This window comes from Corynebacterium aquatimens, from assembly GCF_030408395.1.
Classification (GTDB): domain Bacteria; phylum Actinomycetota; class Actinomycetes; order Mycobacteriales; family Mycobacteriaceae; genus Corynebacterium; species Corynebacterium aquatimens.
Window position 1 is genome coordinate 1 of sequence record NZ_CP046980.1, and the last position, 15617, is coordinate 15617.

The following is a 15617-nucleotide window of genomic DNA, read 5'->3' on the forward strand; positions in this document are numbered from 1 at the left end:
ATGGCGTTGGATCAACAATCGCTTGATGCTCTGTGGGATGACATCGTGGCGGAGCTACTCAGCCTCTCTGAGCGACCCAACTCCAGCGTCCCCACGTTCACGCACAAGGAGCGCGCCTACCTCCTCTTGGTTAAACCCGTCATGCTTGTGGATGGGTTTGCGTTGGTCTCTGCACCCCATGCCACTGCTAAGGCGGTGGTGGAAGACACCTTGGGTCCACACATCAGCAATCTTTTAAGCCGCCACCTAGGCAAACCATGCGCCCTAGCGGTCTCTATTCCGGCACCAGGGGAAGAACCCGCATCCCAGCCGAACCCGGCACCCAGCCAGCCGCAGGTTCATGCAGCTCAACCTGTTGAACCCCCTGAACCCGCTACATACCCGCAGACCCCTGAATACCCCGAAACCCCAGTTGCAGTGGTGGCGCCGGCACAACCGACACGCCCACGCGAATGGTTCACCACTTTCTCGGACGCCGATACCCCAACGGCATCCCCGGCGGTGGGGGAGCAGATCCCCATGGGTCTTGATGAGTTGGCCCGGTTGCACTCCCAGCAACAGGCGGAGCGTGCCGCTGCGAACGCGCACCCCACGGTTCCGGCACCCCACCGGATCCCGCGTGAAAAACCCGCGCACGACCCGAACAGGGAAACCAGCCTGAACCCGAAATACACGTTTGAAAACTTCGTCATCGGTTCGTCGAACCGATTTGCCAACGGCGCCGCCGTCGCCGTGGCCGAAAACCCCGCGAAGGCCTACAACCCACTATTCATCTGGGGTGGCTCAGGCCTGGGCAAAACCCACCTCCTTCACGCTGCAGGCAACTACGCGCGCATTCTGCAGCCAGACCTTCGCATCAAGTACGTGTCCTCGGAAGAGTTCACCAATGACTACATCAACTCCGTGCGCGATGACCGGCAGGAATCATTCAAGCGGCGCTACCGCAACTTGGACATCTTGATGGTGGATGACATCCAGTTCTTGGAGGGTAAAGAAGGAACCCAGGAAGAGTTCTTCCACACCTTCAACGCTTTGCACCAAGCAAACAAGCAGATCATCTTGTCTTCGGACCGACCGCCGCGCCAATTGACCACACTGGAAGATCGCCTGCGTACCCGCTTCGAAGGCGGCCTGATCACGGATATTCAGCCACCGGACTTGGAAACCCGTATTGCGATTTTGATGAAGAAAGCTGCTGCCGACGGCACAGAGGTAGACCACTCAGTGCTGGAACTGATTGCTTCGCAATTCGAGTCGTCCATACGCGAGCTCGAAGGTGCCTTGATCAGAGTCTCCGCGTACTCCTCGCTGATCAACGAGCCGATCACGATGGATGTGGCGCAAGTTGCGCTACGGGACATCCTGCCGGATGAAGGCGACCTCCTCATCACGGCCGACACGATCAAGGAAACCACCGCTGATTACTTCCAGCTCACCGTTGATGCACTGGTTGGTGCCGGGAAAACACGCGCCGTCGCCCACGCACGTCAGCTGGCGATGTACCTGTGCCGTGAACTGACCGATATGTCACTGCCGAAGATCGGCCAGGAATTCGGCGGCAAGGACCACACCACCGTCATGTACGCCAACCGCAAGATTCGTTCTGAAATGACCGAGAACCGCGAAACGTACGATGAGATCCAGCAACTCACCCAGCTGATCAAAAACCGCGTCCGCACCCAATAGCGCGACTTCGCATTCACCACACCCACACTCACCACCCGGGCAGCCCCGCGCTGGCCCGGGTTTTTCGGTTATCCACAGAGTTATTCACATCTGTGTAATTTCATGCATGTCATTTTCTTCGCCACGCATATGCGCGCGAAACCCAACCCCTCAGCACCCCCTGTGGAGAAGTACGTCAAACATGTGATTTATCGGTGGAGAAATTCCCCGATCATGTGGAGCACGCACGCCGGCGAAAAGTTTTCCACAACCACGCCACGTTCCCCACAGGAATTCCACACTTCCTACCCACACCCGAAATATCGTGTTCACCTGCACGTGACCCCCGCCATCCACACAACTCACAAGACTTACTGTTACTACCATTTCTTTTCTTTGTAATTAACTAAGAGAAATAGAGCGTGGGGACAGCCCTTAAAAGAACCCCACACGGTCTCCGAGCAGAACAGGGCCATGGATGCGAGTGTCGGGCCCGACGTTTAAAGTGGTTCATCGGAGCAAGCTAACAAAGCGGTAAGGAGCAGGGCATGGATGAGAACAACGTGTCATTCCGCGTTCACAAGGATGATTTGTCGGAAGCTGTCGCATGGGTTGCCCGCAGCTTGCCTACCAAGAACACTCAGCCGATCCTCCGCGCTGTAGTGATCAACGCTGATGATTCCGGTTTGGAATTTGCTGGCTTTGACTACGAAGTTTCGTCCCGCGTGCGCATTCCCGCGGAGGTTTCTTCGCCAGGGCGCGTCGCTGTGACAGGTAAGCTGCTCGCGGACATCGTCTCCAACATGCCGGCGAAGCCCGTAGAGGTCAGCACTGATAATTCCCGCCTGCTGCTCAAGGGCGGTTCAGCCCGATTTGAACTGCCGCTCATGCCGTTGGATGACTACCCGCAGCTGCCCACGTTGCCGGAAGTCACTGGCCGCATCTCCACCAAGACTTTTGTTGATGCCGTGAGCCAGGTTGCTTCAGCAGCTGGCCGCGATGACACGCTGCCCATGCTCACGGGTATTCACATGGAAGTATCCGGGACACACATCCAGCTAGCTGCCACGGACCGCTTCCGCCTGGCGCTTCGCTCCCTGGAATGGGATCCGGTCACCGATGGCATCGAAGCCAAGCTGCTCATCCCAGCGAAGACACTCCAGGACAATGCCCGCACGTTGGACACTCACATCGAGGAACCGGTAGAGATCGCTGTGGGCTCCGGGGACAACGTTGGCGGTGAAGGTCTTTTTGGCCTGCACACAGGCAACCGTGAAACCACTACCCGCATGCTTGATGCGGATTTCCCCAACATCCAGCCGCTGTTGCCAAAGACCCACACCTCTATCGCGTCGGTGGAAATCGCTCCGCTGGTCGAAGCTATTCGGCGCGTCAGCTTGGTGGCGGACCGCAACGCGCAGTTGCGCATGCACTTCCAGCCCGGCCAGGTCACTCTCCATGCCTCGGGCGCGGAGAATGGTGAGGCAAGTGAAACCCTTGAGTGCGCGTTCACCGGTGCGGATGAGCTCCTTATCGCATTCAACTCCGGCTACTTGCGTGACGGTTTGAGCGTGATCCCGACCAACCGTGTGGTCTTTGGTTTCACGGAGGCATCGCGTCCGGCAATCATGATCCCTGAGCCCGAAGAGCTCCCCGAAGCCGGCCCGGACGGATCCTTTGACACCCCGGCGACGAATTTCACCTATCTCCTCATGCCCGTGCGCCTACCGGGTTAAGCCCGGCCATAGCCCCTGCCGTACGCACGCACAGGCTTAGCGACGACCGAAGGTAGAACACCGTGTACCTGCGCGAACTGGATCTCCGCGATTTCCGCTCCTGGCCGGAGCTGCACGTGGACTTAGACCCCGGTGCCACGGTGTTTTCTGGCCGCAACGGACACGGTAAAACCAACATCGTGGAGGCCGTGATCTACTCGGCGGCACTGTCCAGCCACCGCGTGTCCACCGACGCGCCGCTGGTGCGCTCCGGGGCAACCTCGGCGCGTATTTCGGCGACCACGGTGAACCAGGGCCGCGAGTTGACCACGCACCTTTTGATCCGGCCGAACGAGTCCAACCAGGCGCAGATCAACCGCACGAAGCTGAAGTCCCCCAGGGAGATGCTGGGCGTGCTGCGCACCGTCGTCTTCGCGCCGGAGGACCTGGCGCTGGTGGTGGGGGAGCCTCAGCAGCGCCGCCGCTTCCTCGATGACTTGGCTGCGCTGCGCATTCCGCGCCTGGGCGGGGCCAAGGCGGACTACGACAAGGTGCTGAGGCAGCGCAACGCCCTGCTGCGCAACTCCTACGGTGCGTTGCGGCGCGGGTATGACGATGAGGATGGTGCCTCAGCGCTGACCACCCTCGACGTGTGGGACGCCCGGCTTGCTGCGCTGGGCGCCCAGGTCATCGCCGGCCGCATGGACCTGGTGAATCTACTCGCCGACCCTGTGCGGGAGGCCTATGCCTCCGTCGCCCCGGAATCGCGCCCGGCGGCGATCAGGTATTCCTCCAAGCTCGATGCCACGATCGCAGAGCTCATGGGCATCGACCCGCACGAAAACCCCGGCACCGGCCGTAGCAACCCTGCGGGCAGTGAAGCCATCCCGCCCGAGGTCATCGAGGCTGCGTTCCTCAGCGAGCTGGGCCGTCGCCGCAAGGAGGAGATTGAACGCGGCACCACCTTGGTGGGCCCCCACCGCGATGACCTGCTACTCACGCTCGGCGACCAACCGGCGAAGGGGTACGCCAGCCACGGGGAGACCTGGTCGTTCGCTCTCGCTCTGCACCTCGCCGAGTACGCCCTGCTCTCGGGTGAGGGCAGCGCCCCGGTGCTCATCCTCGACGACGTCTTCGCCGAGCTCGACGCCAAGCGCCGCGAGCGCCTCGTCGCGGTCGCCGAAACTGCGGAGCAGGTGCTCATCACCGCCGCAGTCGGCGACGACCTGCCCGCCAACCTGGACACCCACGTCAGCGCCCGGTACACCGTCACGATGGAGAGCGAAGAGCCAGGGAATACCACCCGCGTGTCTCGCATCTTTAAGGAGGCCCAGTGAGCACCACCCAGCCAGCCGGCCCGAGTGACCACGGCGACAGCACGGACCCGGTCTCCGCCACGTTCCATAACCTGCGTGCCACCACCAAGCGCCGCAACGGACGCGTCCCGGAACTGGGCAGGAGGAGAAACCCGGGGGCGCAAGGCACCTCGTCGTTAAGCAAAGATGCCCGCGCCGGGATCCGCGTGCCCGGAGTGGACCTAGAACCGCACGGGAAAAAACCGCGGCCACTGGTAGGGCGGCCCAGTGGCCCCGATGGGCGCGCCCCGCAACGTAGCTACGCAGTGAGTGGCTTTTCCGCGCTGGTGAGCAAGGAGATCCGCGACCGCGAGTGGACGGAAAAGGTCGCGCACGGCTGGGTGATGGGCAACTGGGAATCGCTGGTGGGGGCGAAGATCGCGCAGCACACGCGGGTGGAGATGATCAAAGAGGGCACCGTGTTCATCTCCTGTGACCAAACCGCGTGGGCCACAAACCTGAAGTACATGCAGGGCACGATCCTCGCCGCCATCGCGGACAAAATCGGCCCCGACGTGATCACCACGCTGCACATCTACCCCCCGAAAACCAAAAGTTGGCGCTACGGCCCCCTTCACGTCAAAGGCCGCGGGCCACGGGACACCTATGGGTAGAAATTGCAAAGTGGGATATAGAAACGTTACCGAGAAGGTCGGGGCGCCCGCGTTCCTAGCCGTCATCACGGGCACCGAATACGCGTACACGCTGCCCAGTGGCGTCCATGTCATTCCGCTCGGCGTCTTGGGAGCGTAGTTCCCACATTGCGTCCCGTCCTGGTTCCCACGCCGCGCTGCCGCTACCCGGTTTGTCCTACCAGCCATGTAAAATGACTACGGTTAACCTGCCGTGAACTCGGCTCTAGCATCGATTTAGGAGACCTATCACCCGTGGCTTCCAACGAGCACCAATACGACGCGTCATCGATCACCATCCTTGAGGGCCTCGAGGCGGTGCGTAAGCGCCCCGGTATGTACATCGGTTCCACAGGTGTGCGCGGCCTGCACCACCTGGTGTGGGAGGTTGTGGACAACTCCGTCGATGAGGCGATGGCGGGCCACGCGGACAAGGTCGAGGTCACCCTGCTTGGCGACGGTGGGGTGCAGGTCATCGATAACGGCCGCGGTATCCCGGTGGAGATGCACCCCTCGGGTGCCCCGACGGTGCAGGTGGTCATGACCCAGCTGCACGCCGGCGGTAAGTTCGACTCGGAGTCTTATGCGGTCTCCGGTGGTCTCCACGGCGTGGGTATTTCCGTGGTCAACGCGCTGTCCACGCGCGTCGAGGCGGACATCAAGCGTGACGGCAAGCACTGGCTCCAGAACTTTGAGATGGCGGTGCCGGACCCGCTCATTGAGGGCGATAACGCCCGCGGCACCGGCACCACGATTCGCTTCTGGCCGGACCCGGAGATCTTTGAGACGGTCGAGTTCAACTACGACACGATCGCCCGTCGCCTCCAAGAGATGGCGTTCCTCAACAAGGGGCTGACCATCGTGCTCAAGGACGAGCGCGTGAGCGACGAGGAGCTCGAGCTTGAGGCTCTCGCAGAAGAGGGCGACACGGCACAGCTTATCGACGGCGACAGTTTCGACGATTCCATCGAGGTTGTCGACGGCAGCGAGAGTAGTGCAGACGGAGACGAAACCGTCACGCCGGCGGAAGCGGATGTCAAGCCGGAGGCGCGACGCAAACGCGAGAAGAAGCAGACCTTCTACTACCCGAACGGCTTGATTGACTACGTGGAACACCTCAACAAGTCGAAGACGGAGATCCACCCGACGGTCATCGGTTTCGAGTCGAAGGGCAAGGATCATGAGGCTGAGGTAGCCATGCAGTGGAACAGTGGCTTCTCCGAGTCGGTCCACACCTTCGCCAACACCATCAACACGCACGAGGGCGGCACCCACGAGGAGGGTTTCCGCGCGGCGCTCACCTCGCTGATGAACCGCTATGCGCGTGACCACAAGCTGCTGAAAGACAAGGAGCCGAACCTCACCGGTGATGACTGCCGCGAGGGCCTCGCCGCCATTGTCTCTGTACGTGTGTCTGACCCGCAGTTCGAGGGCCAAACCAAAACCAAACTTGGTAACACGGAGATCAAGGGCTTTGTCCAGCGCGCGGTGAATGAGAACCTGTCTGACTGGTTTGATGCGAACCCGGCTGAGGCCAAGGCGATCATCAATAAGGCAGTGTCGTCTTCGCAGGCCCGTCAGGCTGCGCGAAAGGCCCGTGATTTAGTCCGCCGCAAGTCCGCGAACGATCTTGGTGGCCTGCCGGGTAAGCTCGCCGACTGCCGTTCGAAGGACCCCAAGGTCTCCGAGCTGTTCATCGTGGAGGGTGACTCCGCGGGCGGTTCGGCCAAGCAGGGCCGTGACTCGGCCTTCCAAGCGATTCTGCCGCTGCGCGGAAAGATCTTGAATGTGGAGAAGGCCCGCATGGACCGAGTGCTGAAAAACGCTGAGGTCCAGGCGATCATCACTGCGCTGGGCACGGGCATTCATGACGAGTTTGATATTTCCAAGCTCCGCTACGACAAGATCGTGCTGATGGCGGACGCGGATGTGGACGGCCAGCATATTGCGACGCTTTTGCTCACCTTGTTGTTCCGCTTCATGCCGGACCTAGTGGAACAGGGCCATGTCTTCTTGGCTAACCCGCCGTTGTACAAGCTGAAGTGGGCCAAGGGCGAGCCGGGCTACGCCTTCAGTGACGCTGAGCGCGACGCTGAGCTGGAGGCCGGCCTGAACGAGGGCCGCAAGATCAACACGGACGACGGCATTCAGCGCTACAAGGGTCTGGGCGAGATGAACGCGGGTGAGCTCTGGGAGACCACCCTCGACCCGGAGAACCGCATCCTGCGCCGTGTGGAGCTCGAGGATGCCCAGCGTGCGGACGAGCTCTTTTCCGTCCTCATGGGCGATGATGTCGCCGCCCGCCGCTCGTTCATCACGCGCAAGGCAAAGGACGTCCGCTTCCTCGATATTTAGCGCAGTTTCGCTTATCGACGAATAGCTGTTGCCCCCTCCAGAAATAAATATTTTCAGGGGCCTACGTATATGCCGTGAATTTTGCTAAGGCGCAGATAAGAATGTTGACGGTACACCTACTGCGTGGTAGACCGGAAGCGTCTGCCAAGAGAATGGCAAGCTAATTCTATTAATCACTACGGCCATGGATGGCTCGTAGTGTTCGCGGTTCACCGTCTGTGTAGCAGCGCTTGGGACCGTGATTATCAAACAGGAGTAAACGTGACTAAATCAACCCGACGTACACGCACGGCTACCCGTTCCGGTATAGCCGCTGCATCCGTCGTTTCATTGGCTCTCGGCGCATTCGCTGTCGTCGGCCCCGGCCCCGTTGCCACGGAGGCTGCTGCAGCAGAACTCTCTGGTGGCATCCGTGAGAAGTCCGGCGCGGTGGAGGAGGGCGCCCAGCAGGCGTCCGACCTGCCGGCCGGTTCGTGTGTTGTTAAAAGCGGTGAGACGAGCGGAAACCAGGCAGGTTTCCGCTGGAGCACCCTGGAGCCGAGTGGGACTAGCCCCTCGAAAACCCTGTGGGGTCTGAGCGTCTCCTTTGATAACTCGAAGGACCGCACATTCGCCGATTGGAACTTCTTCAATACGGGGGGGCTTGGCAATGTCTTGGATGTCGGGCAGGTGTCTTCTATGGAGGCCGACGGCAAGAGCGTCACTCACAAGGCCGACGAAATCATCAAGATTACTCCTAGTGGTCGCGCTCTACGGAACTTGAATCTCGAAGCAAATCTGACCGACGAGGAAGTCAAGGAGTTCGCTTCGGCCTCCGCCGATAACCCTGTGCGTTACGCCTGGCAAAGCAACTACACGAAGGACAATCCTAATGGTCCGTATGCCACCCAGGGGGGCAGTGCGTCTTTTGGCGCTACTGTAAACCCGTGGCCGAGCGAGAACATCGAATGTAACCCGATCACGGTGTCGTGGGAGACTGCCGAGGTATCCGAGAAGCATGTGATCGTCCCTGGTGAGGAAACCAAGGTCGGCACGATCAACGTTCCTGCACTGTCTGACGGCAAGACGGACGACTCGATGTCCCGCATGGTCGTGGAAGCCTACGACGGCAACGGCAAGTTCATCGGCACCACGGATCCGTCCGTCTCCGGCGGTGAGCAGCTCCTGCGCATCGACGAAGATGGCAATATCTTCTTCACCTGGCCTGAATACCGCGGTACTGCCCTGGCGACCGACAAGAACGTGAACTTCTCCGTTCTGGCGAAGCCGCGTACCGTTGCCCAGCTCCAGGCTGCCTCTGACAACAACACCTATGAAAAGGCAGGCAAGGCCTTCGACAGCTCGAACTCGCTGACGCGCTACAACAAGGCGAACGTCATCGACTCCAAGGCGTTCTCCCTGGATGACACCAAGTACCACGACCCGCAGTACGACAAGACGGACGCTACGATCATCTCCGGTGTCGATTCGAACGGCAATCTGACCGATCAGCCGCAAGAGGTCGTGTTCAAGCAAGTTCCGGACCTGATCAAGGACCTGGAGAAGAAGAAGGGCGCTGGCGGCTTCGAAGCCAAGGTCACCCTAGATGAGAAGTACGTCTACGAGGGCTGGACCGTCGAGATGGACGAGGACTACAACGTCACCGTCATCGCTCCGGAGAACCCGCGCCCGGGCACCTTCGCGCAGCCCAGGGTCGTTGTGGAGTACTCCAACGGTTCGAAGGATGAGCTGAGCCTCCTCGTGGTTGTCGACCCGAACCACACCCAGGTCACCGATCTGGTGCGCCCAGACCTCTCCAAGGGCAAGGTGAATGATCCCATCACCGCCCAGATCACCACCACGTCCATTTTGGATGGCTACGACCCGGTCGCCCCGAAGACGTTTGAAGTGGATCAGTCCACCGTCCCCGCGGGGTGGACCGTCACCGTCGATAACACCGGCAAGGTCACCGCCAAGGCAGACGATACCGTCGCACCGGGCACCATCATCACTCCGAAAGTGACTGCCACTTATCCGGATGGCACTACCGATGACGTCGAGACCCAGTTCCAGGCGATCGTCGATATTAAGATCCCGACTTATGACACAGTGACCAATAAGCCGGGCACCGAGGTGAGCCTGACGCCGACTGTTCCCGAGCGTGGCCTGAGCGGCAACACGACCGATGAAGCCCCGAAGCGCTACACCTTCGAGGACGGCGAAACGGAGTACACCCACACTGACGACAGCGGCACGTGGACCGTCAAGATCGACGAGAACACTGGCGAGATCACCACGACCATTCCACAGACCGCACCCGAGGGCTACATCCTGAACGTCCCGGTTCTCACGCACTACGACAACGCCGACAAGCCGCAGCAGGTCAAGGGCTCCGTCGTCGTGCTCAAGGGCGATATCGCACCGGTCTACTCCGTTGAGTCCACCGGCCCGAATAAGGCTGTGGACCACCAGGTGCAGGACGCCCCGAAGGGGTCGACGTTCTCCTTCGGCAAGAACCCAAACGGCACGCCGATCACCGAGATGACAACTGAAGATGGTTGGAAGTACACTATTGATCCGGACACCGGTGTCGTTACTTCCACCCCGCCGGCTGACGCCAAGCCGGGCGACAAGAAGACCATCACCGTCGATGTGGTGACCCCGAACGGCTCCACCTCGAAGGTGCCGGTGACCACCGTGGTGAAGCTGACTAACAGCTGGGAGGCGGAACCGAGTTACCCGGCGGAGACGGTGTACCCGGGTGAGACGGCAACCTCGCCGCTGACCATCCAGAAGCCGGAGGGCGTCGAGGTGGCGAAGGAGAACCCGTATGTCATCCAGCCCGCGGAGGGCTACACAGCTACCGGTGAGAACAACGAGTTCGGTAACCCCACCTACACGGTGACAACCGAAAACGGCGAATGGATCGTCGGCCTCGATGACAAGGGCAACGTCGTCGCCACCGCACCAAAAACCGCGAAGCCGGGCGATAAGATCAACGTGCCTGTAAAGGTCACCTACTCCGACGGCTCCACGGATGACGTGACTGCCCCGATCGCGGTAAAAGACAACCCTAAGCGCCCGGTGCCGTTTGGAGTGGAATATGTCTACGACGACACGATTCCTGCCGGCGAGTACAGGACTGTCACGAAGGGTGTGGCAGGTGAGGAGAAGCAGAAGCGCGACGGCACGTGGGAGCAGACCACTGCGCCGACCAACGAGGTCGTGCACGTCGGTACCAAGCAGGCTGAAGCGTCCGAGGATGTGACGTGGACGGTGCCGATTCCGTATAGCACCACCACTCGCCCGAACCCGGCGCTCGCTCCGGGTGAGACGAAGGTTGTGCAGCAGGGTGTGAACGGTGAGCGCACGTACACCGCGAAGTTCACTGCTGCCGGTGACCAGGCGTCCGTCGTGGAGTCCGAGGTCAAGAAGGAGCCGGTCGAGGAGATCATCGAGTACGGCCCGCGCCTGGCGGACCAGCAGTTGGTGACCCAGACCACCCGCCCGATCCCGTTCGATACGACGATCGTCTATGACGACACTCTCGAGGCGGGTAAGCAGGTCGTCGATAAGGAAGGCGTTGTCGGCGAGGAGAAGGTCACGAGCACGCAGAAGCTTGTCGACGGTAAGCCCTCCGGCGAGCCGGTGGTTACGACCGATACCACAAAGCCGAAGCAAGATGCTGTCATCCGCGTGGGTACGAAGACTACGCCCACGATTGGTGAGCAGCTAGTAGATATCCCGTTTACGACCAAGATCGTCTACGATCCGACCCTCCAACCAGGTGATCGAGTTGTGGACGTCGCTGGCCAGAATGGTCAGGTAAAGGTCACTGTCACCAATGGCGTTCCAACCGTTAAAACGGTGAAAGAACCTGTCCAGGAAGTCGTTCGCGTCGGCACCAAGCCGGCGGACGGTGTGGAATGGACTGAGGAAACCCCGTACGCCGTTAAGGTTGAGGAGGACCCGAACCTCGAGGCCGGAAAGTATGTGGTTGCTCAGGAAGGTGTCCCGGGTAAGACGGTTCACCACGCCGACGGCACAGAGACTAAGACACCGGCCAAGGACCACATCATCAAGGTCGGCACGAAGAATGCTGACTCGGTGAAGAGCACCTTCAAGGCCCCGATCCCGGCACCCGTGCGGATCGTGTACGACGATTCGTTGCCGGCTGGCACGTACCAGGAGGATCCGAACAACCCGGGTGTCGATGGTGAGAAGGAAGTCACCGTCACCCGCAAGATGGTCAACGGTCAGCCGACTGGTGAGCCTGTCGTGGAGGAGAAGGTCCTCACCGAGGCGAAGCCGAAGGTGATCAAGGTCGGCACCAAGCAGCCGGAGGCTGGCGAGAATGTCACCTGGACGGAGCCGATTCCGTTCACGACCGAGTTCCGCGAGAACCCTGCGCTCAAGCCGGGCGAGACAAAGGTCGTCCAGGAAGGTAAGGACGGTGAGGCCACCTACAAGATCGGGTTCAAGGCCAACGGCGAATCTGCCACGGTTGAAAACACGAACCAGCGCGTCGAGCCGGTCAACCGCATCATCGAATACGGACCTGGCCCAGACGATGATCAGATCTCGTCCCAGGTGACCCGCCCGATCGAGTTCAAGACAAGCGTCATTTACGACGAGACTCTTGAAGAGGGAAAGCAGGTCATCACCCAGGGTGAGCTCGGTGAGGAGGTTGTTACCACGACCCAGAAGATTGTGGACGGTAAGCCGTCCGGTAATCCGGTTGTCACGACCGAGCAGACCAAGGCGCCGAAGAACGCGGTGATCCGTATCGGTACCAAGAAGCCGGGTGCGCCTGAACCGGAGCCGGAGATCACTCAGGATGTCGAGCTTCCGTTCACCACGAAGATCGTCTACGACCCGACGCTCAAGCCGGGCGAGAGGGTCGTCGACACCCCTGGTCAGCCAGGCAAGGTGAAGGTCACGGTGATCAACGGCCGCGCTGAGGTCAGCACCGTCAAGGAGCCTGTCCAAGAGGTTGTCCGCGTGGGTACGAAGCCGGCCGACGACGTTGAGTACACCTACGAGACGCCGTACAAGGTCAAGGTCGAAACCGACCCGACTCTGCCTGCAGGCGAGGTCAAGGTGGTTCAGCCGGGCAAGGTCGGACTGGTCAAGGTTGTGGGCACCACGGAGACCGTGGTCAATGAGCCCGTCGACCAGATCATCAAGATCGGTACGCAGACCCCGCTGGGCTACCCCGCGACGGAGACCCCGGTGGAAAAGCAGGTGAAGGTCAAGGCCAACACCTCCAAGCCTGGTCTCACGTACCGCCTTGGCGAGGTGCCGGAGGGCTGGACCGCGACTATCAACGAGAGCACCGGTGAGCTCACGGTCACCCCTGGCCCCACGGTCAAGGATGGAGACACGGTGGACATCCCGGTGATCGCGACCGACGCTGACACCGGCGCGGAGTACGGCACTTACGCCAAGGTCAAGGCCACGGCAAAGCCGTCGGTCCCGGGCGGTAACGACTCCTCCTCGGAGAAGGCGAACCAGATCGCCAAGCAGTGCTTCGGAAACGCTCTGCAGTCGCCGATCGCGTGGCTGCTGCCGGTGGCGTTGCTTAGTGTGGTCGTCGGTAAGCTGATTGAGCCCTACATGGGTCAGATCAACGCGCAGTTCGACGCGATCAACCGTCAGATCCAGCAGAACCTTCCGAAGCACGGGCACGGTGGACACGGTGGCAACGACCAGCTGAACGAGCAGATCGCTTACATTAATGGTCAGTTCCAAGCGTTCGCTTCGAACCCGACGGTGCAGATGGTGGGCAAGGTCATCGGTGGCGCGCTTGCGCTGGGTGCCCTGATTGGTCTGCTTTACGACTGGTGCTCCGCTGAGGTTGGTCAGGCGAAGACGTCGATCGACTTCTCCAAGCGCGGCGGCAAGAACGTCTTCCAGGACGGCGAGGGCAGTTCCACCAAGGGCGGAAACCAGCAGGGCGGTTCCTCGAACTAGCTAGCACCCGCACAATAAAGGAGGGCGACCACCAGTCAGGTGGCGCCCTCTTTTTCTTGAGCGGCTATGGAAGTACCTATGGACCACATGGTCACCAAGGTCAATGCTGTCACCGAACTGTTTGGTCAATCCCACCCGCCGGATAATTCCATGAGCACCGTGTACTGCTTCGCGCCGGCGGAGGACACCGCCCAGGTCGGTGAGGCTCCACTGGTGATGATGTGGCCCGGGTTCGGCATGGGCGCGCGGTACTACCGTCCGCTGCTGAGCTGGAAGCCGGCTTGAACGAGGGCCGCAAGATCAACACGGACGACGGCATTCAGCGCTACAAGGGTCTCGGTGAGGGTTAATAGACAAAAAGTGTGTCTGGTCGGCGTGTCGCCGGTGGGGCACGCTTTTTGTTATTTGAGGGGTCCTTTTCTGATTCCTACTGAGTGTTCGTAGTCGGTTGGGATAGCGTTGTCGTAGAAGGCTGGTCGGCCTGTTTGATGGTCGGATTCGTTTCGGTCTTTAGTGACGAGATCGGGAACTTTGGCGAGTTGATCTTGTCCGAACCTGCACTGCCTGGCGATCTGTAATGGGGCGTCAGGCAGTTGCGTTTTCGAGTGCAGGTACCATTCGAGCATTTTGCGTTGCCGCTCTCCTGATCTGCCGCGGTGGGCGTCAGCGATGCGTTTGAGTTGGGCGTTGATCCCGCCTTCAAGACTGTTGGTGGTTGCTGCCCACCGGTCGGGTTCGAGTGCGTCTGTCGGGGGTTGGAGGTAGGTGAACAGCCAGTTGTTGCGTGAAAGGTGCACAAGCGAGTTGTAAGCCCTACGCACACGGATATGGGTCCATTCCCATTGGTGGTTGAGGGTGCGGCGCTCTTTGGGTAGGAGTGTTTTCTCGTTGAGGAAGGCCTTGTAGACCACTGCGAAGTCGTGTAGACGCAGCGTCCATTCCCGGGCTTGGTCCACGGTGGTGATCGTGGTCAGTTTCAGCGCTAGTGCATAGATGGCCTTGCCGGCATCGGTGCGGGGGCGTGTTGTGGTGTAGCGGCGGACAACGCGTTGGGCATGGACGAGACAGCGCTGGATCAGCGTGTTGGGCCAGCAGGCTTTGATGGCGGATAAGGCGCCTTGGCCGCCGTCGAGGACGACGCATAACGGTGCGGCGATGCCGCTTAGTAGTTGAGTGTAGGCGTGGGCTGATTCGCTTTTAGCCCAGTGCCAGGCGATGACGTGGTCGCGGCTTGCGGCAACCAGCAGGCAGCCAGCGTCGGTGTAGGTGCCGTCGATGAAAATCTGGTCGTAGACCCGGTGTGGGTCTGGGGTGTTGGGAACATCGATGAGCCAAAACGGGGCGAACCGGCGGTCGAGCGTGCGGCGGGAGACGTTCAAGGTACCAGCTACGTCGTTAAGTGACGCTGTGCCAGTGACGTAGGCGTGAAACGCTGTGAAGTCCCGAGCTTGGGTTTGGTCGGTGCGGTGGCGTATGAAGGTGGCTCCGCAGTCTTTGCACCGCCACCTAGTGGAGCCTTTGGGAGTGGGACCGTTTTTCTTTGTTTCCCCATGACATGAGGGGCATCGTGGTCTGTTTGGTGTCACCGGGAAAGCACACCAACACCCCGCTAGCACATGAAGGTGCCATTCCGGTGGATTGAACGAAAAACGAGCCAGAATAAGGCGAAAAACCCTATTCGAGCCCGATTTATGCAGCCTGATCAGCAGATATACCGGAAATCAGACACACATTTTGTCACTTAACCCCTCGGTGAAATGAACGCGGGTGAGCTCTGGGAGACCACCCTCGACCCGGAGAACCGCATCCTGCGCCGCGTGGAGCTCGAGGATGCCCAGCGTGCCGACGAGCTCTTCTCCGTCCTCATGGGCGATGATGTCGCCGCCCGCCGCTCGTTCATCACGCGCAAGGCAAAGGACGTCCGCTTCCTCGATATCTAACGC

General features: G+C 60.5%; 9 protein-coding genes and 1 pseudogene. 9 read left to right on the forward strand and 1 reads right to left on the reverse strand.

All coding sequences use genetic code 11. The features are described 5' to 3' along the window. From dnaA to CAQUA_RS00040, 8 genes are all read left to right on the forward strand, one after another. On the forward strand, nucleotides 1-1686 hold the full coding sequence (dnaA, locus tag CAQUA_RS00005) for a chromosomal replication initiator protein DnaA (protein WP_196825055.1): 1686 nt from the start codon (nucleotides 1-3) through the stop codon (nucleotides 1684-1686). Between the two features lie 527 nt (nucleotides 1687-2213). Beyond that, nucleotides 2214-3401, forward strand: coding sequence for a DNA polymerase III subunit beta (dnaN, locus tag CAQUA_RS00010; RefSeq protein WP_196825054.1), 1188 nt, complete (start codon nucleotides 2214-2216; stop codon nucleotides 3399-3401). A 62-nt stretch (nucleotides 3402-3463) separates the two neighbouring features. Beyond that, complete coding sequence (gene recF, locus CAQUA_RS00015) at nucleotides 3464-4717, forward strand: DNA replication/repair protein RecF (RefSeq protein ID WP_196825053.1); 1254 nt, start codon at nucleotides 3464-3466, stop codon at nucleotides 4715-4717. Further along, complete coding sequence (locus CAQUA_RS00020) at nucleotides 4714-5349, forward strand: DciA family protein (protein WP_196825052.1); 636 nt, start codon at nucleotides 4714-4716, stop codon at nucleotides 5347-5349. Before recF ends, CAQUA_RS00020 begins: the two co-directional genes overlap by 4 nt. Nucleotides 5350-5359: 10 nt before the next feature. Beyond that, entirely contained in the window at nucleotides 5360-5488 is a 129-nt protein-coding gene (locus CAQUA_RS00025; RefSeq protein WP_269208580.1) for a hypothetical protein, read from the forward strand. A 134-nt stretch (nucleotides 5489-5622) separates the two neighbouring features. Continuing rightward, complete coding sequence (gyrB, locus tag CAQUA_RS00030; protein WP_196825051.1) at nucleotides 5623-7722, forward strand: DNA topoisomerase (ATP-hydrolyzing) subunit B; 2100 nt, start codon at nucleotides 5623-5625, stop codon at nucleotides 7720-7722. A 261-nt stretch (nucleotides 7723-7983) separates the two neighbouring features. Beyond that, nucleotides 7984-13674, forward strand: a complete 5691-nt coding sequence (locus CAQUA_RS00035; RefSeq protein ID WP_196825050.1) for a G5 domain-containing protein — start codon at nucleotides 7984-7986, stop codon at nucleotides 13672-13674. 78 nt (nucleotides 13675-13752) lie between these two features. Next, the gene (locus tag CAQUA_RS00040) at nucleotides 13753-13959 is read left to right on the forward strand and encodes a hypothetical protein (protein ID WP_196825049.1); all 207 of its coding nucleotides are present in this window, start codon (nucleotides 13753-13755) and stop codon (nucleotides 13957-13959) included. Nucleotides 13960-14075: 116 nt separating this feature from the next. On the opposite strand, the gene CAQUA_RS00045 is transcribed toward CAQUA_RS00040, so the two are convergent. Next, a complete protein-coding gene (locus tag CAQUA_RS00045; protein ID WP_196824321.1) occupies nucleotides 14076-15260 on the reverse strand; it encodes an IS1249 family transposase in 1185 nt (394 codons plus the stop codon). Between the two features lie 162 nt (nucleotides 15261-15422). Between CAQUA_RS00045 and CAQUA_RS00050 the strand changes: the two are divergent. Further along, nucleotides 15423-15614: pseudogene (locus tag CAQUA_RS00050) on the forward strand (hypothetical protein); the annotation flags it as partial. Between the last annotated feature and the right edge of the window lie 3 nt (nucleotides 15615-15617).

What these genes read in the sequence shown, in the direction of transcription:
- CAQUA_RS00040 (WP_196825049.1), top strand. Translation starts at nt 13,753, where the DNA reads ATGGACCACATGGTCACCAAGGTCAATGCTGTCACCGAACTGTTTGGT.
- dnaN (WP_196825054.1), top strand. Translation starts at nt 2,214, where the DNA reads ATGGATGAGAACAACGTGTCATTCCGCGTTCACAAGGATGATTTGTCG.
- dnaA (WP_196825055.1), top strand. Translation starts at nt 1, where the DNA reads ATGGCGTTGGATCAACAATCGCTTGATGCTCTGTGGGATGACATCGTG.